The 20,806-nt window shown below is 74.4% G+C and carries 21 protein-coding genes; 14 read left to right on the plus strand and 7 right to left on the minus strand.

Annotation, left to right across the window (positions count from 1 at the left end):
* Positions 1-32: 32 nt before the first annotated feature.
* Positions 33-2,285 carry a bifunctional salicylyl-CoA 5-hydroxylase/oxidoreductase gene (locus TR50_RS28770; protein WP_042428459.1) on the plus strand — a complete coding sequence of 751 codons (2,253 nt, stop codon included), beginning with the start codon at positions 33-35 and terminating at the stop codon, positions 2,283-2,285.
* Between the two features lie 188 nt (positions 2,286-2,473).
* On the opposite strand, the gene TR50_RS28775 is transcribed toward TR50_RS28770, so the two are convergent.
* Together TR50_RS28775 and TR50_RS28780 are read right to left on the minus strand one after the other, a co-directional pair.
* Positions 2,474-3,322 carry a PaaX family transcriptional regulator gene (locus tag TR50_RS28775; protein ID WP_042428462.1) on the minus strand — a complete coding sequence of 283 codons (849 nt, stop codon included), beginning with the start codon at positions 3,320-3,322 and terminating at the stop codon, positions 2,474-2,476.
* A gap of 19 nt (positions 3,323-3,341) precedes the next feature.
* Entirely contained in the window at positions 3,342-4,961 is a 1,620-nt protein-coding gene (locus TR50_RS28780) for an AMP-binding protein (protein ID WP_042428464.1), read from the minus strand.
* Positions 4,962-5,103: 142 nt separating this feature from the next.
* Here TR50_RS28780 and TR50_RS28785 point away from each other — a divergent pair, with 142 nt between their 5' ends.
* The 5 genes from TR50_RS28785 (at position 5,104) to thiE (ending at position 8,545) form a co-directional block, all read left to right on the plus strand.
* Positions 5,104-6,294 (plus strand): acyl-CoA dehydrogenase family protein, encoded by a 1,191-nt coding sequence (locus TR50_RS28785; protein ID WP_042428468.1) that lies wholly within the window; start codon positions 5,104-5,106, stop codon positions 6,292-6,294.
* Complete coding sequence (locus tag TR50_RS28790) at positions 6,291-7,064, plus strand: SDR family NAD(P)-dependent oxidoreductase (RefSeq protein ID WP_042428473.1); 774 nt, start codon at positions 6,291-6,293, stop codon at positions 7,062-7,064. Before TR50_RS28785 ends, TR50_RS28790 begins: the two co-directional genes overlap by 4 nt.
* On the plus strand, positions 7,061-7,459 hold the full coding sequence (locus tag TR50_RS28795; RefSeq protein WP_042428476.1) for a RidA family protein: 399 nt from the start codon (positions 7,061-7,063) through the stop codon (positions 7,457-7,459). Before TR50_RS28790 ends, TR50_RS28795 begins: the two co-directional genes overlap by 4 nt.
* A 76-nt stretch (positions 7,460-7,535) precedes the next feature.
* Positions 7,536-7,901 carry an Rv2175c family DNA-binding protein gene (locus TR50_RS28800; protein WP_042428478.1) on the plus strand — a complete coding sequence of 122 codons (366 nt, stop codon included), beginning with the start codon at positions 7,536-7,538 and terminating at the stop codon, positions 7,899-7,901.
* Positions 7,898-8,545, plus strand: a complete 648-nt coding sequence (gene thiE / locus TR50_RS28805) for a thiamine phosphate synthase (RefSeq protein ID WP_042428480.1) — start codon at positions 7,898-7,900, stop codon at positions 8,543-8,545. The genes TR50_RS28800 and thiE overlap by 4 nt, the downstream gene beginning before the upstream one ends.
* A 282-nt stretch (positions 8,546-8,827) precedes the next feature.
* Here thiE and TR50_RS28810 read toward each other — a convergent pair whose 3' ends face one another.
* Positions 8,828-9,961 carry a polyprenyl synthetase family protein gene (locus TR50_RS28810; RefSeq protein ID WP_042428485.1) on the minus strand — a complete coding sequence of 378 codons (1,134 nt, stop codon included), beginning with the start codon at positions 9,959-9,961 and terminating at the stop codon, positions 8,828-8,830.
* Between the two features lie 168 nt (positions 9,962-10,129).
* Here TR50_RS28810 and metF point away from each other — a divergent pair, with 168 nt between their 5' ends.
* Complete coding sequence (gene metF, locus TR50_RS28815) at positions 10,130-11,047, plus strand: methylenetetrahydrofolate reductase [NAD(P)H] (RefSeq protein ID WP_042428488.1); 918 nt, start codon at positions 10,130-10,132, stop codon at positions 11,045-11,047.
* Positions 11,048-11,104: 57 nt separating this feature from the next.
* Positions 11,105-11,911, plus strand: a complete 807-nt coding sequence (locus tag TR50_RS43045) for a hypothetical protein (RefSeq protein ID WP_152648695.1) — start codon at positions 11,105-11,107, stop codon at positions 11,909-11,911.
* Positions 11,912-11,922: 11 nt separating this feature from the next.
* On the opposite strand, the gene TR50_RS28825 is transcribed toward TR50_RS43045, so the two are convergent.
* Positions 11,923-13,347, minus strand: coding sequence for a phytoene desaturase family protein (locus TR50_RS28825; protein ID WP_042428490.1), 1,425 nt, complete (start codon positions 13,345-13,347; stop codon positions 11,923-11,925).
* Positions 13,348-13,404: 57 nt separating this feature from the next.
* Here TR50_RS28825 and TR50_RS28830 point away from each other — a divergent pair, with 57 nt between their 5' ends.
* The gene (locus tag TR50_RS28830; RefSeq protein ID WP_042428493.1) at positions 13,405-13,644 is read left to right on the plus strand and encodes a hypothetical protein; all 240 of its coding nucleotides are present in this window, start codon (positions 13,405-13,407) and stop codon (positions 13,642-13,644) included.
* Here TR50_RS28830 and TR50_RS28835 read toward each other — a convergent pair.
* Positions 13,631-14,203 carry a TetR/AcrR family transcriptional regulator gene (locus tag TR50_RS28835; RefSeq protein ID WP_042428496.1) on the minus strand — a complete coding sequence of 191 codons (573 nt, stop codon included), beginning with the start codon at positions 14,201-14,203 and terminating at the stop codon, positions 13,631-13,633. The two genes, TR50_RS28830 and TR50_RS28835, sit on opposite strands and share 14 nt — an antisense overlap.
* 125 nt (positions 14,204-14,328) lie before the next feature.
* On the opposite strand from TR50_RS28835, the gene TR50_RS28840 reads away from it, so the two are divergent.
* Positions 14,329-15,816 carry an MFS transporter gene (locus TR50_RS28840; protein WP_052441445.1) on the plus strand — a complete coding sequence of 496 codons (1,488 nt, stop codon included), beginning with the start codon at positions 14,329-14,331 and terminating at the stop codon, positions 15,814-15,816.
* Here TR50_RS28840 and TR50_RS28845 read toward each other — a convergent pair.
* Both TR50_RS28845 and yczR read right to left on the minus strand, forming a co-directional pair.
* Entirely contained in the window at positions 15,807-16,412 is a 606-nt protein-coding gene (locus tag TR50_RS28845; RefSeq protein ID WP_042428498.1) for a DUF4126 domain-containing protein, read from the minus strand. The two genes, TR50_RS28840 and TR50_RS28845, sit on opposite strands and share 10 nt — an antisense overlap.
* Before the next feature lie 431 nt (positions 16,413-16,843).
* The gene (gene yczR / locus TR50_RS28850; protein WP_042428500.1) at positions 16,844-18,325 is read right to left on the minus strand and encodes a MocR-like transcription factor YczR; all 1,482 of its coding nucleotides are present in this window, start codon (positions 18,323-18,325) and stop codon (positions 16,844-16,846) included.
* A gap of 126 nt (positions 18,326-18,451) precedes the next feature.
* Here yczR and yczE point away from each other — a divergent pair, with 126 nt between their 5' ends.
* The 4 genes from yczE to TR50_RS28870 all read left to right on the plus strand — a co-directional run bounded on the left by yczE (position 18,452) and on the right by TR50_RS28870 (position 20,791).
* Positions 18,452-19,126, plus strand: coding sequence for a membrane protein YczE (gene yczE, locus TR50_RS28855; RefSeq protein WP_042428502.1), 675 nt, complete (start codon positions 18,452-18,454; stop codon positions 19,124-19,126).
* Complete coding sequence (locus TR50_RS28860; protein WP_042428505.1) at positions 19,029-19,724, plus strand: class I SAM-dependent methyltransferase; 696 nt, start codon at positions 19,029-19,031, stop codon at positions 19,722-19,724. The genes yczE and TR50_RS28860 overlap by 98 nt, the downstream gene beginning before the upstream one ends.
* 163 nt (positions 19,725-19,887) lie before the next feature.
* Complete coding sequence (locus TR50_RS28865; protein WP_042428508.1) at positions 19,888-20,193, plus strand: DUF6504 family protein; 306 nt, start codon at positions 19,888-19,890, stop codon at positions 20,191-20,193.
* Positions 20,194-20,224: 31 nt separating this feature from the next.
* The gene (locus TR50_RS28870) at positions 20,225-20,791 is read left to right on the plus strand and encodes an SAV_6107 family HEPN domain-containing protein (protein ID WP_439654254.1); all 567 of its coding nucleotides are present in this window, start codon (positions 20,225-20,227) and stop codon (positions 20,789-20,791) included.
* Positions 20,792-20,806 lie beyond the last annotated feature (15 nt).

A 20,806-nucleotide genomic window follows, 5' to 3' on the forward strand; every position in this document is an offset into this window, starting at 1 on the left:
ATAAAGCGGGTCGGTCGAGGAGGGAGACGGTCGTGCGGATCGCGGTCATCGGCGGCGGGCCGGGCGGCCTGTACTTCGCCGCGCTGGTCAAGCGGCAGCAGCCGGCGCACGAGGTCACCGTCTGGGAGCGCAACGCGCCCGGGGACACCTTCGGCTTCGGCGTCGTGCTCTCCGACGAGACGCTCGGCGGGATCGAGGAGGCCGACCCGGAGCTCTACGCCGAGCTCGCGGCGGGCTTCGCCCGGTGGGACGACATCGACGTGCACCTGCCCAGCGGCCAGGTGTTCACCTCCGGCGGGCACGGCTTCGCCGCGACCAGCAGGCAGCGCCTGCTGGGGCTGCTCCAGGAGCGGTGCCGCGCCGTCGGCGTGGAGCTGCGGTTCCGCGCCGAGGCCCCGCCCGCGGCGGAGCTGGCCCGCACGCACGACCTGGTCGTCGCCGCCGACGGCGTCCGTTCGCGCACCCGCGCCGCCGCGGCCGAGGTCTACCGCCCGCAGCTGGACGAGCGGCGCTGCCGCTACATCTGGCTCGGCACCGACCTGGTCTTCGACGCCTTCCAGTTCCACGTGCTGCGCACCGAGCACGGCGTCATGCAGCTGCACGGCTACCCGTACTCGGACGCGGGCAGCACCGTCATCGTCGAGATGCGCGAGGACGTCTGGCGTCGCGCCGGGCTGGACCGGCTGGACGAGCACGAGTCCGTGGCCGCGTGCGAGAAGCTCTTCGCCGACGCCCTGCGAGGCCACTCGCTGCGCGGCAACGACTCGCGCTGGATCGCGTTCACCACCGTCCGCAACGCCACCTGGTCCGACGGGAACACCGTGCTGCTGGGCGACGCCGCCCACACCGCGCACTTCTCCATCGGCTCCGGCACCAAGCTCGCCATGGAGGACGCGGTGGCCCTGGCCGCGGCGCTGCGCGAGTCGGCGTCGGTTCCGGAGGCGCTGGCCGCGTACGAGGAGGAGCGGCGTCCGGTGGTCGCCTCGACCCAGCGCGCGGCCCAGGCGAGCCTGGAGTGGTTCGAGAACCTGGAGCAGTACCTGGACCAGCCCGGCTGGCAGTTGGCCTTCAACCTGCTCACCCGCAGCCGCCGGATCACCCACGACAACCTGCGGCTGCGCGACCCGGGCTATGTCGCGGACGCCGAGGCGCGGTTCAACGACGCCGTCGCAGCCGACGGCACCCCGCCGATGTTCACGCCCTTCCGGCTGCGCGGGCTGACGCTGCGCAACCGGGTCGTGGTCTCCCCGATGGACATGTACTCCGCGCAGGACGGCCTGCCGGACGACTTCCACCTGGTGCACCTCGGCTCGCGGGCGCTCGGCGGCGCGGGTCTGGTGATGACGGAGATGGTCTGCGTCGCGCCCGAGGGCCGCATCACGCTCGGCTGCACGGGTCTGTGGAACGACGAGCAGCGGGCCGCGTGGGCGCGGATCACCGGGTTCGTGCACGAGCGCAGCGGCGCGGCGATCGGCCTCCAGCTCGGCCACTCCGGGCGCAAGGGCGCGACGAAGCTGATGTGGGAGGGCATGGACGACCCCCTCGCGCCGGAGCAGGCGTGGCCGCTGGTCGGGCCCTCCCCGCTGGCGTACCGCCCGGGTGCGGGACAGGTTCCGGCCGAGCTGACGCACGAGCAGTTGGGGGAGCTGAAGCAGCAGTTCGTCGCGGCGGCCCGGCGCGGCGCGGAGGCGGGCTTCGACCTGCTGGAGCTGCACTGCGCCCACGGCTACCTGCTGTCCTCCTTCCTCTCCCCGCTGACGAACCGCCGCGAGGACGCGTACGGCGGCCCGTTGGAGGCGCGGCTGCGCTGGCCGCTGGAGGTCTTCGACGCGATGCGGGAGGTCTGGCCGCAGGACCGCCCGATGACGGTGCGCGTCTCCGCGACGGACTGGGCGGAGGGCGGCAACGACACGGAGGAGGCCGTCGTCATCGCCGCCGCGTTCGCCGCGCACGGCGCGGACGCGATCGACGTCTCCACGGGCCAGGTCGTCCCCTACGAGCGGCCCGCCTTCGGCCGCTCCTACCAGACGCCCTACGCGGACGCGATCCGCAACCGCGTGCGCGTGCCTGTCGTCGCCGTCGGCGCGGTCTCGTCCTGGGACGACGTCAACTCCCTGCTGCTGGCCGGCCGCGCGGACCTGGTCGCCCTCGGCCGCCCGCACCTCTACGACCCGGCGTGGACGCTCCATGCGGCCGCGGAGCAGGCCTGGTCGGGGCCGGGGGCGGAGTGGCCGGTCCAGTACCAGGCAGGGAGCCGCCGCCCGCAGACCGGCCGGAGGCAGTAGCCCAGGGGCGCTAGACCCCCGGAGTGGGGAGCCCTGTCCGTTCGGTGCGCTACGTGGGTCAGTGGCTGGTCGCGCAGTTCCCCGCGCCCCTGGGTGGTGCAACTGCCCGCGGGAGCACAACCAACCGCTCGCGCCCAAGCGGCGGAGCCGCACGTCGACGGAGCCCCGCGCCGCTTGGGCAGGTGCGACTACCCGCCGACGGTCTGCTTGACGAAGTCCCGCGCGGCAGCGCCCAATCGCGCGTCCAGCTCCTGGAAGACCCGTGCCGCACGGCCGCCCGGCCAGGAGGCCGGGAGGAGCTCGGGCGGGAGCCCCGGGTCGAGGTAGGGGAGGCGCCGCCAGCTGTCGACCGCCCGGAGGTGGTCCGCGAAGGCGTCCGGCAGGGAGACCGCGCCCCTCGCGCGGTTCCACCGCGTGAGCACGGGCTCGTGGACCTCCAGGAACTCCTCGTGGCAGCGGGCCAGCGCGGGCAGGTCCCACCAGCGCCGGACGGACTCCGCCGTCGCGTCGAAGGCCAGGTGCTCGGCGCGGAAGAGGTCGGTGTACGCGGCGAGTTCGAGGCGCGTCAGGACGTGCCGCGTCTCCTCGTAGAGGTGCGCGGGCGCGATCCAGACGCCGGGCGCGGCCGTGCCGAAGCCCAGGCGGGCCAGTCTGCTGCGCAGCACGTGGCGCTTGTGGCGTTCGCTCTCCGGGACGGAGAACAGGGCCAGCACCCAGCCGTCGGCCAGCCGCGGCGCGCGGTGGGCGTAGATGCGGCGGTCGCCGTCCGCGAGGAGTTCGCGCGCCTGCTCGGAGAGCGTGTAGCCGGCGACGCCGCCCAGCGCCTCGGGAGCGAGGAAGCCGCGCCGCTTCAGCCGGGACACGGCCGACCGTACGGGCTGGGCGTCCACGCCGACCGCGGACAGCAGGCGGATCAGGTCGCCGACGGCGATCCAGCCGCCGAGGTCGCGGCCGTGCGCGCCGAAGAACGTGACCAGCAGCGAGCCGGGTGTGTGCTCACGCGCGGACGTGTCTGCTTCGAGGGCCTCGGTGGTCATACGGTCACTCTAAAGATCCTCACTCCGTATTCCGCAGTCGGAACCGCTGGAGCTTGCCGGTGGGCGTGCGCGGCAGCGCCTCGCGGAACTCCACCTGCCGGGGGTACTTGTAGGCGCTGATCGTCGACTTCACGAAGTCCTGAAGCACCTTCGCCGTGCCCTCGTCCGCCGGGACGCCCTCGGCCAGGACCACGAAGGCCTTGACCACCTGGCCGCGCGCCTCGTCCGGGACGCCGATGACCGCGGCCTCGCGGACCTCGGGGTGGCGCAGCAGGGCCTCCTCGACCTCGGGGCCGGCGATGTTGTACCCGGCGGAGATGATCATGTCGTCGGCGCGGGCCTGGTAGCGGAAGCGGCCGTCGGGGTCGCGGACGTAGGTGTCGCCGGTGAGGTTCCAGCCGTCGTGGACGTAAGTGCTCTGGCGCGGGTCGTCCAGGTAGCGGCAGCCGGTCGGCCCCTGGACGGCGAGCAGTCCGGGGGTGCCGTCGGGGGCGTCCTCGCCGGTGGCCGGGTCGACGACGCGGGCGCGGTAGCCGGGGACGGGGAAGCCGGTGACGCCGGGGCGGGCGTCGGCGTCGGCCGCGGAGACGAAGATGTGCAGCAGCTCGGTCGCGCCGATGCCGTTGATCAGCGGCAGTCCGGTGCGGGCGTGGAAGGCCTCCCAGGTGGCGGCGGGCAGGTTCTCCCCGGCGGAGACGCACCGGCGCAGCGAGGACAGGTCGGCCTCGCCCGCCTGGTCCAGCAGCACCCGGTACGCGGTCGGCGCGGTGAACAGCACGCTGACGCGGTGGCGCTCGATCGCGGCCGGGAGCGAGGCGGGCGAGGGCTGCTCCAGCAGCAGCGCGGACGCGCCGACGCGCAGCGGGAAGACCACCAGCCCGCCCAGCCCGAAGGTGAAGCCGAGCGGCGGGGTGCCGGTGAACACGTCGTCCGGGGTGGGCTGCAGCACGTGGGCGGAGAAGGTGTCGGCGATGGCCAGCACGTCGCGGTGGAAGTGCATGCAGCCCTTGGGGCGCCCGGTGGTGCCGGAGGTGAAGGCGATCAGGGCCACGTCGTCGGCGGAGGTCGGGACGGCGGGGAAGGGCGCGTCGGACTTCCCGGCGGCGAGGGCCAGCAGGTCGGCGTCGGTGCGGCCGCCGTACGGGGTGATCCGGAGGTCGGGGGCGTCGACGGCCTCCAGCTCCTCCAGGGCCCGCGCGTCACAGAGCGCGTGCCGCACCTGGGCGATCTCGACCATGGTGGCCAGCTCGGTGCGGCGCTGCGCCGCCAGCACGGTGACGGCCACCGCGCCGACCTTCATGACGGCCAGCCAGCAGGCGACCAGCCACGGCGTGGTGGCGCCGCGCAGCAGCACCCGGTTGCCGGGGACGACGCCGAGGTCCTCGACCAGGACGCGGGCGATCCGGTCGGTCCGGGCGCGCAGATGGCCGTAGGACCAGACGGAGCCGTCCTCCAGGCGCAGGCACGGGCGGTCGGCGCCGAGGCGGGCGATCGTCGCGTCGAGGACCTCGGCGCCGCAGTTGAGCCGGTCCGGATAGCGCAGCTCGGGCAGGTCGAAGCGGAGTTCCGGCCACGTCGGCGCGGGCGGCAGATGGTCGCGCGCGAAGCTGTCGACGTGGGCGGAGGGGAGCAGGTGCATGGCGGGTGGTACCCCCTCACCTCGACCTGGGCAGGGACCGGTGGATCCGTAGAGCAGGCTAGCGCGTTGGTGACGACAGTCAACCATCCGCGATATGAATGGGGGAGCCCGGACATGGAGCGGCGTGAGGAGGGAGCGGACGATGGCGACGACGGCGTTCGTGCTGGACGAGGAGCAGCAGCGGTTCTGCGCCCAGGTCCGCGAGCAGGCGGTGGAGCGGCTGCTGCCGCTCGCGCACCAGGACGATCCGGCCCTCGGGGAGCGGGTCAACCGGCCGCTGCTGGAGGAGATGGGCCGGCTCGGGCTGCTCGCGCGGCTCTTCCCGGGCGGGGGCCGCTCGGCCGCCGCGCTGGACCTGTGCCTGCTGCGCGAGTCGCTGGCCCAGGTCAGCACCGAGGCGGAGACGGCCCTGGCGCTCCAGGGGCTCGGCTTCTACCCCGTGGTGCAGAGCGGCAGCGAGGCGCAGCTCGCGCGCTGGCTGCCGGAGGTGGCCTCGGGCCGCGCCGTGGCGGCCTTCGCGCTCTCCGAGCCCGGCGCGGGCTCGGACGCGGCCGCGCTGGCGCTGGAGGCGAAGCCGGACGGAGCGGCCGGGACCGACGGCGGCTGGCGGCTCAGCGGCGAGAAGTGCTGGATCTCCAACGCTCCCGAGGCCGACCTGTACACGGTCTTCGCGCGCACCGGCCCCGAGGCGGGCGCGCGCGGCGTGACCGCCTTCCTCGTGCCCGCCGACCGGCCCGGCCTGACCGGCGAACCGCTCGACATGATCTCCCCGCACCCGATCGGGCGGCTGCGCTTCGACGGCGTCCCGGTCGGCCCGGCGGACCTGCTCGGCGAGGTCGGCGGCGGGTTCCGGGTGGCGATGCGCACCCTGGACCTGTTCCGGCCCAGCGTCGGCGCGTTCGCCGTCGGCATGGCCCAGGCCGCGCTCGACGCGGCGGTGGCGCACGCGGCCGCCCGGGAGGCATTCGGCGGCCCGCTGCGGGACCTCCAGTCCGTCGGCCACCGCCTCGCGGAGATGGCCACCCGCACCGAGGCGGCCCGTCTGCTCGTCTACGCGGCGGCCGCCGCCTACGACGCGAACGGGGGGACGGGCGGGGGCGCCTCGCGAAGCGGGGGCCTGCACGGGCCGACCGGGCGCGCGGCCATGGCGAAGCTGTTCGCGACCGAGGCGGCCCAGTACGTCGTCGACTCCGCCGTCCAGCTCCACGGCGCGCGTGCGCTCCGACGCGGGCACCTGCTGGAGCGGCTCTACCGGGAGGTGCGGGCGCCGCGGATCTACGAGGGCGCCTCCGAGGTGCAGCTGAGCATCATCGCCCGGGAGCTGTACCGGTGAGCGCCCCCTTCGAGGCGCGCAGCCGGATCTGCGTGGTGACCGGCGGGAGCCGGGGGATCGGCGCGGCCGTCGCCGCCGACCTGTCCGCGGCCGGACACCGGGTGGCGCTGGCCGCCCGCGACGCGGAGGCCCTGGAGCACGCCGCGAGGTCCCTGCCCGGCGAGACGCTGACCGTGCCCGTCGACCTCACCGCGCCCGGCGCGGCCGAGGAGCTGTTCGGGCGGGTCGAGGCGGTGTGGGGCCCGGCCGAGGTGCTCGTCGCGGCCGCCGGCACGGGCGCGTCCGCGAAGCTGACGGAGACCAGCGACGAGCTGTGGGAGGCGCAGTTGGCGCTGAACCTGACCGCGCCGTTCCGCTGCGTCCGGCGCGCGGTCCCGCCGATGCGGGCGGCCGGGTGGGGGCGGATCGTCGTGGTCGCCTCGGTCGCGGCCAAGGCCGGCGCGCCGTACGTCGCCGCGTACACCGCGGCCAAGCACGGCGTGCTCGGCCTGGTCCGCTCGGCCGCCGCGGAGCTCGCGGGCACCGGGGTGACGGTGAACGCCGTCTGCCCCGGGTACGTGGACACCCCGATGACCGACGCGACGGTCGCGGCGATCGCCGCGCGGACGGGCCGCAGCGAGGAGCAGGCGCGCGGGACGCTGGCGCGGATGCAGCCGATCGGGCGGCTGATCCGTCCGCAGGAGGTGGCGGCCGTGGTCCGGCTGCTGCTGGAGAACGAGGCCCTGAACGGTCAGGGCATCACCGTCGACGGAGGAGGAGTCCAGTCATGACGCTGCGTCGGATCAACCCGCCGGGGCTGGCCGAGCCGAAGGGCTTCAGCCACGCCGTCACCGCGACCGGCGGCACCCTGGTCTTCCTGGCCGGGCAGACCGCGCTCGACGAGAAGGGCGCGATCGTCGGCGCGGACGTCGTCGAGCAGTTCGACCGGGCGCTCGCCAACCTGCTGGAGGCCCTGGCCGCGGCCGGCGGCACGCCCGCGCAGCTGGCCCGGCTCACCGTCTACGCCACCGACCCGGAGGACTACCGCGCCCACGCCGCCGACATCGGCCGCGTCTGGCGGGCCCGCGCGGGGCGCGACTACCCGGCGATGGCGCTGATCGGCGTGGTCCGGCTCTGGGACGAGCCGGCGCTCGTGGAACTGGAGGGCATCGCCGTGCTCGACTGAGCGCGGCGGGGGCCCACCGGACGAACCGCGGTGACACGGTGTGCGCATTCACCGTCGGAAGTGGCAGTCTGTTGACGTGAGTGAGATTGATCCCAAGATCGAAGCCCTGGTTCCGGACTGGATGTACCTCCCCGACATCGCCGAGAAGTGGGGTGTCGAGGTCACCAAGGTCCGCAACATGGTCACCGACGGCACGCTGCTGTCGGCGCGCCGCGGCGAGAACAAGGTCCTGATGGTCCCGACCGCCTTCATCGGCGAGGACGGGCCGGTGAAGGGCATCGTCGGCACGCTGACCGTCCTCAAGGACTCCGGGTTCAGCGAGGAGGAGGCCCTGGAGTGGCTGTTCACCGATGACCCGAGTCTTCCCGGCACCCCCGCCCAGGCACTGAACGAGAACCGCGGCACGGAGGTCAAGCGCCGCGCCCAGGCGATGGCCCTGTGAGCGGCGCGCGCACCGCCCTGGCGGACGCCCGTCTCTACCTGTGCACCGACGCCCGCCGCGAGCAGGGCGACCTCGCCGAGTTCCTCGACGCGGTCCTGGCCGGCGGCGTCGACATCGTCCAGCTCCGCGACAAGGGCCTGGAGGCCAGGCAGGAGCTCGCCGCGCTCGAGGTCTTCGCCGACGCCTGCCGCCGCCACGGCCGCCTGCTGTCGGTCAACGACCGCGCGGACGTCGCCTACGGGGCCCGCCCCGACGTCCTCCACCTCGGCCAGGACGACCTGCCGGTGCCGGTCGCCCGTGCGATCCTCGGCGACGACGTGGTCATCGGCCGCAGCTGCCACGCCGAGGCGGAGGTGGACGTCGCCCTCACCGAGCCGGGGGTCGACTACTTCTGCACCGGCCCGGTGTGGCCCACCCCGACCAAGCCGGGCCGCCACGCCCCGGGGTTGGAGCTCGTGCAGTACGCCGCGAAGCAGACCACGGACCGCCCGTGGTTCGCGATCGGCGGCATCGACGAGTCGAACCTCGCCACGGTGCTGGACGCCGGCGCGCGGCGGATCGTCGTGGTCCGCGCCCTGACGCAGGCGAAGGACCCCCACGCGGCGGCGCAGTCGCTGGCGCGCAGGATCCGCGAGCGGATCTGAGCGGCGCGGAGACCCCCGGCCGAGGCGGTCGCCGCGCCCGGGGGCCTGGGCCCGTCGCGTCCTTGCTCAGCCGCGCGGGCGTGCGCGACCGGTGTCCCCCTCGTCAAGGCGGAGGCTGGCCCGACGTCCGGCCCGAGGGCTTCGCCGGGTAGCGACAGGCGCCGGGCTACCCGCTGCCGGCCGGGCGGGTCCGCGTGCTCGGGCGCGGCCGCGTCGTGCGCATGCCGCCCGGAGCGAACCTCGGCGGTGCCCAGGGCACCCGGGCCGGTGGCCTCTGTGGCCTCAGTGGCGGCGGGCGGTCGCCGCGTCGGCGAGGCGGGTGAGGATCTCGCGGGCCAGCGGCTCGCGGATCGGGGCGGCGTCGAGCACGGCCAGGGCCTCCTCGCGCAGCGAGGCGATGCGCTCCTCGACGCGGCGCGGCGCTCCGCTGCGGGTGACCACGTCGCGCAGGCGTTCGACGCCGTCCGCGTCGAGCTCGGGCGAGCCGAGCATGTCGGTGAGGAGGCGCGCGTCGGCCGCCCCGCAGGAGGCGAGGGTCTCGGCGAGCAGCAGGGTCCGCTTGCCCTCCCGCAGGTCGTCCCCGGCGGGCTTGCCGGTGACGGCCGGGTCGCCGTAGACGCCGAGCAGGTCGTCACGGAGCTGGAACGCCTCCCCGAGCGGCAGGCCGAAGGCGCCGTACGCCTCGGTCAGGTCCGCCGAGGCGCCCGCGAGCAGGCCGCCGAGCTGGAGCGGTCGCTGCACCGTGTACTTCGCGGACTTGTACTCGATCACCGTCCGCGCGCGGTCCACCGCGCCCGCGTCGCCCGCGGGCCGGTTCGCCGCGGGCTCCAGCATGTCGAGGTACTGACCGGCCATCACCTCGGTGCGCATCAGGTCCAGCAGCGGCTTGGCGCGCCGGACCGCGTCGCGCGGCAGACCGCACTCGGCGAAGAGCGAGTCGCACCAGACCAGCAGCAGGTCGCCGACCAGGACCGCGCTCGCGCTGCCGAACTGCTCGGCGTCGCCGCGCCAGCCCGCGCCGCGGTGCAGCGACTCGAAGCGGCGGTGGACGGAGGGCAGGCCGCGGCGGGTGTCGCTGCGGTCCATCAGGTCGTCGTGGACGAGCGCGCTCGCCTGGAGCAGTTCGAGCGCCGCCGCCGCGGCGACCGCCCCGCGCTCGTCCGCGGCCCCTCCGGCCCCGCGCCAGCCCCAGTAGCAGAACGCCGCGCGCAGCCGCTTGCCGCCGGTGGGTCGGCCGTCGAGCAGGAAGTCCCGCACGGTCCCGCAGAGCGGGGCGAGCTGCGGCGAGATCGCCAGCAGGGTCCGCTCCTGGCCGGTCAGGAAGGTGTCGAGGGCGGCGTCGACCCGCTGTCGCAGCCACTCCGCGTCGACGGGGTTGCCGACGACGGGCGCGGGGGCGGACTGAGCGAGCGACACCGGGGACTCCGACTGGTACGGGGACCAACAGCGTAACGCCACCGCCCGGGCACCCGAGGACCGGGCGGCCCCGCCGCGCCACGCCGTGACCCGCCTGGTCCCAGCCTCGCGTCCCAAGGGGCGGACAGGTGTTTCAGCGACCGTCCGGATCGCGGATAACCTTCGGATATGGCTCTCGGAACTCCCAGCACCCGCCCGGACCGTGCCGTCTCGATCCGTGAACTCCTGGCGTCGGGGGCCAAGTCGTACTCCTTCGAGTTCATGCCCCCGCGCACGCCCGAGGCGGAGGCGGGGCTGTGGAAGGCGATCCGTCGGCTGGAGGCGCTCGCGCCGACCTTCGTCTGCGTCACCTACGGCGCCGGCGGCTCGACCCGGGGCCGCACGATCAACATCACCGGCCGGATCGCCTCCGAGACCACCCTCACACCCGTCGCGCACCTGACGGCCGTGGACCACACGGTGGCCGAGCTGCGCAACATCCTCGGCTGCTACGCCGACCAGGGCGTGCGCAACGTGCTCGCGCTGCGCGGAGACCCGCCGGGCGACCCGCTGGGCGAGTGGGTGCAGCACGAGCACGGCGTCAACTACGCCTCCGAGCTGGTCGAGCTGATCAAGGAGTCCGGGGACTTCTGCGTCGGCGTGGCGGCCTTCCCCGAGCGGCACCCGCGGTCCACGGACTGGGACGAGGACATCCGGCACTTCGTGCACAAGATCCGGGCGGGCGCGGACTACGCGATCACCCAGATGTTCTTCGACGTCGACTTCTACCTGCGCTTCCGTGACCGCGTCGCGGCCGCCGGGTGCGAGGCGCCGATCATCCCCGAGATCATGCCGGTGACCAGCGTCCGCTCGCTGCACCGCATTCCGACCCTGTCCACGGCCTGGTTCCCGCCGCAGCTGCGTGACCGGATGCTCGCGCACGAGGACGATCCGGCGGCGGTGCGGGCGATCGGCATCGAGTACGCGACCGGGATGTGCCGTCGCCTGCTCGACGAGGGCACGCCGGGGCTGCACTTCATGACGATGAACTTCTCCACGGTGACCACGGAGATCTACCAGAACCTCGGTCTTACCCCGCAGAGCTGAAAGCGGTCACTTCCACCCGGTACGGTGTGCTCCACCGTTCGAGAGGTGGTGCCCGAGGTGACGCTTCTGTACGCCGCGTTCGCGGTGGTCGCCCTGTGGCTGCTCGGTGAGTTGCTGCTGCAGCGCCGCGCGCCGCTGCACTGGCGTGCGTTGGCGCTGGTGGGGTTCCTGGTGCTGGTCGCCGGCGTGGCGCAGGGGTCGTTGCCGCTGATCGGCGTGGGCGTGGTCGCCTTCGGCGCCGGGCAGGCGCTCGCCACCCGGGCGGTGAAGCACGCGGGCGACGCGACGCACTGGTCGCTGGTCGCCCCGGAGAGCGTGCCGGTGGTCGGCCGTCTCTTCGGCGGTGAGCCGTCCGCGCCCGCGCCCAAGGGGCGCTCGCGCCGGGCCAGGCCCGAGCCGGCCGCCACCCCGGAGCGCGGGCCGGTGCCGGAGCCGGTGCCGGTGTCGGCGGCGGAACCTCAGGCCGCCGACACCGAGGCCGCGGCCGTCGAGGCGACAGCGGTCTTCCAGGCCGAGGAGTACGCCGTCGAGGGCGACAGCGTCTACTACCCCTCGACGGACCCGCAACAGCAGGAGCCGGCGTACTACGCCTACGGCTACACCGCCGAGCAGCAGGCGTCCTCCTACGCGGACCCCTACCAGGAGTCCTACGCGGATCCCTACGCGCAGCAGTACCAGGAGTACCCGCAGTACCAGCCGTACGCCGAGCCCCAGCAGTCCTACGCCTCCTACGAGCAGCAGCCGGACTACGCGCAGCAGTACCCCGCCGAGTACGCCCCGCAGTACGGCGGCTACGAGGGGTACGACCAGGGGCAGCAGCCGTACTACACGCAGGACCCGCAGTACCACGCCCCCCAGGGCTGACCGTCGGTCCGCTACGGGGTCCCGACCAGGTGGGCGGCGACCGCCGCCGACATCCCGACGCGGGCGAGCCCGCCGCCCGGGTGGGCGCCGCCGCCGACGCGGAAGAGGCCGGTCGGCGCGGCCGCGTTCGGAGGGGCGAGGTACGCGCCGTCCGCGCCCGCGAGCGACGGAGGCGGGACGGAGCCGCCGGGCGCTCCGGTCTCGGCGGCCGTGTCGGCGGGGGTGCGGGCCTGCGCCCACAGCAGCCGGTCGCCCAACTCCGGTGCGGCCCGGGTGGCGTGGGCCAGCACGGCGTCGGCGTAGGCGGCCGTGCGGGCGGAGTCGGTCCAGTCGACGGGCCCGAGCGGCGGCACTGTGACGGTGACGACCGCCGCCTCGTGACCGGCCGGGGCGAGCGTGGCGTCGTCGGGGCGGAGCAGCTGCAGGGTGGGCCGCTCGCACAGGCGCGGGGCCGCGCCGAAGACCGCGTCCAGCTCGTCGGCGCGGTCGGGCGCGTGCACGACGGTCCGGTGCGCGGCGCTCTCGGGACGCGTACCGCGCAGCGCCAGCAGGAGGGTGAACCGCCCGGGGGAGCCCGCCGTCGAGGCGGGGGCGCGGTCGTCGACCACGACGTCCGCGTCGAGGACGCTCCCGTCCGCGAGCAGCACGCCGGTCACCCGGTCCTCGCCCAGGACCTGCTCCACCCGCGTGCCGAAGCGCAGGTCGACGCGGCGTGCCTCGCAGCGCCGCAGCACCGCGTCGGCCAGGGCGCGCAGGCCGCCGGTGACGTACCAGACGCCGAAGCTCTGCTCCATGTACGGCAGCGAGGTCAGCGAGGCGGGCGCGCGTTCGGGGTCGAGGCCGAAGCGCAGCGCGTACTCGTCCAGCAGGGCCGTCAGGCGCGCGTCGCGCAGTTCGCGGCGGGCGACGTCGGCGAGGGTGCGCGGCGGACGGGCGAGCAGGCCGCGCCGGGCGGGAACGTACGGGTCCCGGTGCAGGGCTGACGGATCGTCGGGGAGCGGCTCCTCCAGCAGCGGGCGGCGGGTGGCCTCCCAGACGCCGCGGCCGCGCTCCAGCATCGCGGTCCAGCGCTCGCCCGCGCCCGTGCCGAGGGCCGCGTCGAGGGCGGCCGCCACGCGGGCGAGGGAGGCGTTGGCGAGGGCGAGGCGGGTTCCGTCCGGCAGCAGGTGCTCGCTGCCGGGGTCGACCGGGCGCAAGTCGACCTCGTCCTCCAGCCGGGTGCGGCCGGTCTTCAGCATCAGGTCGCGGTAGACGGCGGGGAGGGTGAGCAGGGTCGGGCCGGTGTCGAAGCGGAAGCCGTCGCGCTCGTACCGCCCGAGCATCCCGCCGTGGGTCGGCGCGGCCTCGCAGAGGGTCACCTTGTGGCCGACGGTCGCCAGCCGTGCCGCGGCGGCGAGCCCGCCCATTCCTGCGCCGATGACCACGATCCTTGCCATGGGCACCCATCGTAGGCGCTGGTCGGGGCCCCTGGGCCGGGGCCTTAGGATCACTGCATGGCGGACTTCGAGTACCACGAGCAGCTGGCGTTCCGGGCCCTGGCGGAGTCGCGGACCTCCAGTCTGAGCGGCAACCGTGAGTACCACGTCCAGGTCGCCCAGGTGGAGGCGACGCTCGCGCTGGCCGCCGCCGTCGCCGCGCTGTCGCGGCAGCCGGGGACGCCGGGGACGCCGGGGACGCCGGGCATGCCGGAAGCGGCCGGCGCGTCCGGCGACGAGGGCGTCAGCGGGTCCTGACGCCGTCCATGATCAGCCCGATCAGCCGCTCCGGCGTGCTGGTGGGCTTGCCCGCCTGCTTGGAGTGGCCGCAGGCGTAGCTGATGCCGCTGGTCAGCTGCATCAGCTCGGAGGTGGTGACGTCGGCGCGGATGCCGCCGGCCGCCTTGGCGCGCTCGACCAGCTCGTCCGAGGTGTGGTGCAGCACCCAGGCGGTGTCGTGCTTGCGGTCGGAGCTGAGCAGCAGCGCCGCGGCGAGGCCCTTGAACTCGCTCACGTGGGCGACGAGTCGGACCAGCCACGCGTTCAGCGCCTCGGTCGGGTCGGCCGCCTCCAGCAGGGGGGCCGCGTCGGCGGCGACGGAGTCGGCCCAGCGCACGCAGACCGCGTCGAGCAGGGCCTCACGGTTGGGGAAGTGCCGGTAGAGGGTGCCGGGGCCGACGCCCGCGCGCTTGGCGATGTCGTCGAGCGAGGCGTCGGGGCCGTTGGCGAGGAAGGACTCGGTCGCGGCGGCGACCAGCTTCTCGTAGTTGCGGCGCGCGTCGGCCCGCATGGGCCGTCGCCCGGTCTCGGCCGTCATGGCGCCATATCCCCTTGCTAAGCGGAGACAGTCTCCGTATTGTTGTCCCTGGAACCGGAGGATACCTCCGTTTGCGTTCCCTGCCTATCTTCTCACCCATTCTCCATGCACTCCAGGGCGGAGCCATGTCCGAGAACACCCTCACCTCCTCTGCTCCAAGCCGGCTCGAAACCCCGGTCAACGCACCACCACCGAACAACCGGCGCCGTCAGCTCGCGCTCGCGGTGATCCTGGCCTGCCAGCTGATGGTGATCCTCGACGCGACGGTCGTCACCATCGCGCTGCCGGGCATCCAGCACGCGCTCGGCTTCTCCTCGGCCGGGCTGAGCTGGGTCATGAACATCTACTCGCTGACCTTCGGCGGCCTGCTGCTGCTCGGCGGCCGCGCAGGCGACATCTTCGGCCGACGCCGCCTGCTGGCCTGGGGCATCGCGCTGTTCACCCTCGCCTCGCTGGCCGGTGGCCTGGCGACGAACCCCACCGAGCTGCTCCTCGCCCGCGTCGCGCAGGGCGTCGGCGCGGCCGTCGCCGCGCCCAGCACGCTCGCGCTGATCGTCAGCACCTTCCGCGACCCGGTCGAGCGGGCCCGCGCGATCGGGCTCTTCTCCGCGATGTCGGCCAGCGGGGCCACCGTCGGACTCATCGTCGGCGGGCTGCTGACCTCCTGGCTCTCCTGGCGCTGGGTCATGTTCATCAACGTGCCGTTCGGCGTGCTCGTCACCGTGCTCGCGCCGCGCGTCGTCGAGGAGCCCGAGCGGCGTCCCGGTCGCCTCGACCTGGCCGGGGCGGCGACCGCGACCGGCGGCATGGTCTCGCTCGTCTACGGCTTCATCCGGGCCGCGACGATCGGCTGGTCCGACACGCCGACGCTGGTCTGCTTCGCCGCCGCCGCGGTGCTGCTGACGGTCTTCGTGCTGGTCGAGCGGCGCGTCGCGCAGCCGCTGCTGCCGCTGTCGCTGCTGACGGACAAGGTCCGCGCGGGCGGCTACGCGGCGATGGCGCTGCTCGCGGCCGCGATGTTCGGGATGTTCTTCTTCGTCACGCAGTACCTGCAGACCGGGCTCGGCATGTCGCCCATGAAGGCGGGCTTCGGCTTCCTGCCGCTGGCCGTGCCGATCTTCGCCGGCGCCCGGCTGGCCCCGCGCCTGGTGCCCAAGTGGGGGACACGGCCGTTCCTGCTGGCCGCGCCGGTGCTGCTGATCAGCGGCATGGCACTGCTGACCCGGGTGAACGCGCACACCGCCTACGTCAGCGGCGTGATGCCCTCGCTGCTGCTGTTCGGGCTCGGCGCGGGCTTCACCATGGTGCCGCTCAGCCTGACGATCCTCTCCACCGTCAGGCCGGAGGAGTCCGGCGCGGCCTCCGGCACGCTGCAGACCATGCAGCAGGCGGGCGGCTCGCTCGGCACGGCCGTCGGGATCACCGCGTTCACCCACGCCACCAGCCACCCCTCCGCGCTGCCGGGCGCGGCGGGCCTGCACGCCACGCTCGCGCACGGCGTCTCGCTGGCGATGACCTGCTCGCTGGGTCTGGCGGCCGGGGCCTTCCTGGTGCTCGCCCTGTTCGTCCGGCCGCCGCGCCCCGAGCGCTCGTCCGCCCGCGCTCAGGCCTGAGCGGCCCGCAGGACGCGGGCGGCACGGCGCTCCTTGCGACGCTGCCAGAAACGGCGGATGCGGGAGAGCGTGAACAGCACCAGCGTCACACCACCCACCAGCAGGCACCCCGCGATGACCGCGGCGGGCACGGGGTGGAACAGCGCGAGCGTGACCAGACCCGCGACGCCGAGGTCCTCGGCCAGGCTGACCACGATGTTGCTGAACGGCTCGGGGGAGGTGTTCACGCCCATCCGCAGGCCCGCCTTGATCAGGTGGCTGACCAGCGCGGTGCCGCCGCCGATCGCCGCGGCGGCGAGCGTGGGCAGCGAGCTGTGGGCGTGACCCGCCAGCAGCGCGGCCACGACCGCGCCCGCGATCGGGCGGATCACGGTGTGGACGAGGTCCCACAGGGAGTCCACGTAGGGGATCTTGTCGGCCACGGCCTCGATCACGAACAGCACGCCGGCGACGACCAGCACGTCGGTCCGCTCCAGCGCGGGCGGCACGGCGGTGACGCCGTCGTAGCGGCCCAGCAGTCCCATCAGCAGGACGACCGCGTAGGCGTTGACGCCGCTGGCCCAGCCGCTGGTGAAGACGAGCGGAAGCAGGCTCACGTGGATTCCCCCGGGTGTTGTCGTGTCTTCGAGCGGACCACAGCGTACGTGGCAGGACGCAGCGGGCCGCGGGGCATTCTCCCAAGATCCCTAGGTACTCGTACTCATGTGCTGGTCCGAACGGGTTGAGTACCCCGGCGGATGGTTCCCGACCTGCGACGACGGCAAAGTAGTGGGCACCGGGAGGGACGGTGCGGCAAGGCGCCGACCCACCCGGGGCCCGGCACTGCACCGCCGACACGGGGCGGCGGAGCAGGTGCCGGACCTGTGAGGAGCACGTACGGGGGAGTACGGGGCCCGGGGGAGCCAGGGGGGACGGGGGAAGGAGCGGCGTTCGCACGCCGGCGAGTGGGGGCTCGCCGGTGGGCGGACGCCGCTCCGCTTTTCGGCCGCGGGGCCGGCTCGGATCAGACAGGGCTCGGCGGGCGGGCTCAGAGCAGCGTGACCTCGGGGGCCGGGGTCGGCACCGGATCGGCGCCGGTCATGGTCGAGGCGGCCGCGGCCAGGCGGCGGACCGCCTCGCGGGTGATCTCCGGCGGCAGCGCGAAGGGGAGCCGGACGAAGCGCTCCAGCACCCCGTCGACGCCGAAGCGCGGACCGGAGCCGACCCAGACGCCGTGGCGCTCCGCCGTGGTGGCCAGGGCGCTCCCGGACAGGCCCGGGGTGGTGCGCACCCACAGGCACAGGCCGCCCTGCGGGATCCGGAAGGTCCACCCGGGCAGGAACTCCCGGACCGCCTCGACCAGTGCGTCGCGCTGGGCGCGGACGCGGTCGCGCTGGTGGGTGAGGACCTCCGGCAGCATGTCGGGGCCCAGCAGGTGCCGGACCGCCAGCTGTTCGACCACCGGGGAGGAGACGTCGAGGCTGGCCCGGTCCCCGGCGAGGCGGCGGATCAGCTCCGGGGTCGCGCGGAGCCAGCCGATCCGCAGACCGCCCCAGAAGGTCTTGCCGGCCGAGCCCAGCGTCACCACGTTGCCGCCGTGGTCGAACGCGGCGAGCGGGCGGGGCATGCGCGTCGCCAGCTCCGGGTCCAGGCACAGGTCGACGGTGGTCTCGTCGCTGACGAGCAGGGTGCCGGTGGAGCGGGCCGCGGCGACCAGGGCCCGGCGCTCGTCCTCGGACATGAGCAGTCCGGTCGGGTTGTGGAAGTCGGGGATCAGGTACGCCAGGCGCGGCGCGGCGTCGCGCAGGGTCCGCGCCCACGCCTCCAGGTCCCAGCCGTCGTCGAGCAGGGGTACCGGCACGGCCCGGCCGCCCGCGTAGCGCAGCGCCTGGAGCACGTTGGCGAAGCTCGGGGACTCCACGGCGACGCGCTCGGCGGGGCCGAGGACCTGGCGCAGCAGCAGCGAGAAGGCACCGGACGCGCCGGTGGTGATCATGATCTGTTCCGGGCCGGTCGGCAGGCCGCGGGCGGTGTAGCGGTCGGCGACGGCCTGCCGCAACGCGGTCACCCCGGCGGGGAAGTCGCCGTGGGTGGAGGTCCAGGCGGGCAGTTCGGCGACGGCGGCGGCCATGGCCCGGCTGAGCCACGGCTCGGGGGCCGCCATCGCGGCGATGCCGAGGTCGATCACGTCGCCGGAGCCCGCCGCGTGCGGCGAGATCCCGACCACCGGCATCGTCCGTCCGGGCGGCAGCGCCGTCCAACTCCCCGCGCCGCGACGGCTGGAGAGGAAGCCCTCGGTGCGCAGCAGCTCGTAGGCGGCGGCCACGGTGGTCCGGCTCACGCCGAGGGCCGCGGACAGCTCCCGTTCGGCGGGCAGCCGCGTCTCCACCGGCACCCGGCCGTCCAGCACCAGGGTGCGCAGCCCGCCCGCGAGCGAGCGGTAGGCGGGACCGCCGCCGGGGCGCTGCCAGTCGCCGAGGGCGCGGTCGAGCTGGGCGGCGCCGACGGCGGCGCGGGAGGAGGTTGGCATCCCTGGTCAGTCCACTTCTCGCGAATTGGCTATGGATGAGCAGTCCAATCTCCTTCAGAGTGATGCCAACGATCGCCGAAAGGCAAGCGTCACCCGGCAAGAACCACCGAGGAGGGAGGGGCCACCGTGGTCCTCGCACGCCGTCTCGTCCAGCTCTATGTGGGCCTCGCGCTCTACGGCCTCAGCATGGCGATGATGCTCAAGGCCTCGCTCGGGCTCGCCCCCTGGGACGTGCTCAACCAGGGCCTGGACCGGCACCTCCCGCTCTCCTACGGCACCGTCTCGATGATCATCGGCGCCGCGGTGCTGCTGCTGTGGATCCCGCTGCGCCAGAAGCCGGGGCTCGGCACCATCAGCAACGTCTTCGTCATCGGCCTCACCGTCGACGCGGGCCTGTCGCTGCTGCCCACCCTGCACGGCCTGCCCGTGCGGGCCGCCATGCTGGCGGGCGGCATCGTCGCCAACGGCGTCGCCGGCGGCCTCTACATCGGCGCCCGCTTCGGCCCCGGCCCGCGCGACGGGCTGATGACCGGCTTCGCCCGCCGCACCGGCGGCTCGCTGCGCCTGATCCGCACGATGATCGAGCTGACCGTGCTGGTGGTCGGCTGGCTGATGGGCGGTCAGGTCGGCGTCGGGACGGTCGCGTACGCGCTGGCGATCGGGCCCCTGGTGCAGTTCTTCCTGCCGATGTTGACTGTTCCTCATGCGAACGACACGAGTGGGGCACCGCGGGACGGGGCCGGGCGCGATCACGCCGGACGGGTGCGCGGTGGAGCTGTACACGAGACTGCTCGCGGGTGACGAGCCGGACGTCGTCGCCGCGGCGGCGCCGCGGCCGGGCGCGAGCGTCCTCGAACTGGGCTGCGGCGTGGGCCGGGTGACGCACCCGCTGGTGGAGCGCGGCTTCGCGGTCACCGCGGTGGACGAGTCGCCGGAGATGCTGGAGCGCGTGCGCGGCGCGCGGACCGTGCTCTCCTCGATCGAGGAGCTGGAGCTGGGCGAGCGTTTCGACGTGGTGCTGCTCGGCTCCTTCCTGGTCAACACCGGGGACCTGGCGGTCCGCGCCGGTCTGCTGGCCACCTGTCTGCGGCATGTCGCGCGGGACGGCGTGGTCCTGGTCCAGCGCGAGGCGGAGGGCTTCTACGACGAGATCCCGCGCGAGCAGGCGATGCGCGACGGCGTCGGCCGGATGTCGATCACCTCCTCCGAGGAGATCGAACCGGGCCTGCGCGCCAACCAGGTCGACTACGTCTTCCCGGACGCGCGGTGGACCCAGTTCTTCCGCACCCGCCACCTCCCGGACGCCGCGTTCGAACAGGCGCTGGCGGAGGCGGGTCTCGCCCTGGACTCCTACCTCACCCCGGACCACGTCTGGGCGAGGGTGCTGCCGAAGCGGTGACGATCTTCGAGAGCCGGGCGGACGACCACGTCAGTGGCCGTCCGCCCGGCTTTTTCGGCGGTGTTGTCAGTGGTGCGGAGGAGCATGGCGAACGAGGGGCCGGTCGGGTTACTCTGGAGATGTTCGAACGAAAGTTCGAACGAAGTGCGAGGAGGAGGACGCGATGAGCAGGAGGCGTGCGGACCTGATCGAGGTGCGCGGTGGGACGGGTCTGCCCACGCACTTCCTCTGGCACGACAAGGTGTACGCGGTGCGCGAGGTGCTCGGGCACTGGAAGGAGAGCGGCGCCTGGTGGGAGGAGGTCCGCTCGTCCCACCAGGCGCGGATCGCCGGACAGGCGCTGGACCGGACGGAGCGGGAGGTGTGGCGGGTCGAGGCCAGCCCCGGCCGCTGCTTCGCCCCCGGCGTCTACGACCTCGCCTTCGACCGCGGCGCCGACCGCTGGACCCTCACCCGTACGACTGACTGACGACTACGGACTGACCGGGAGGGCGTACGTCATGAGGGAGACCACCGACAACAAGCCGCAGGCCCAGGTGCTGCAGTTGCCGCTGCCGAGCGCCGTGGGCGGATCGGGCATGCCCTACCGCCCGGCGGGGGACGTCCACCCGGTGCTGCGGCGCGCCGGGGCCCCGCCCGCCGCGGTGGACCTGCTGGCGCAGGCGCAGCGCGGGCTGGCCGAGGCACGCGAGCTGGAGGGCCCGTTGGAGCGGTACGCGGCCGCCCATCTGGCGGCGCTGCGCGCCTCCGCCGCGGTGCTCGCGCTGCGCGGGCGGCCGGAGGAGAACCCGCGTAAGCGCAAGCGGATCCGCAGCGCCTGGGAGGTCCTGCCCGAGGTCGCGCCGGAGCTCGCGGAGTGGGCGCTCTACTACGCGGCCGGCGCGCCCAAGCGGGCCGCGGCCGAGGCCGGGATCGCCTCGGCCGCCAGCGCCCGCGACGCGGACGACCTGATCCGCAACACCGCGCTCTTCCTGCGGATCGTGCAGCGGCTGGTCGCCCGTGGGGCGGTTCCGGCGTCGCGCGGCGCGGGGGACGCGGGGGAGGAGGGGATGCCCCGCACGGGGTGAGCAGGAGGGACACGT

Origin of the sequence: Streptacidiphilus anmyonensis (genome assembly GCF_000787855.1) — a bacterium.
Taxonomy (GTDB): Bacteria; Actinomycetota; Actinomycetes; order Streptomycetales; family Streptomycetaceae; genus Streptacidiphilus; species Streptacidiphilus anmyonensis.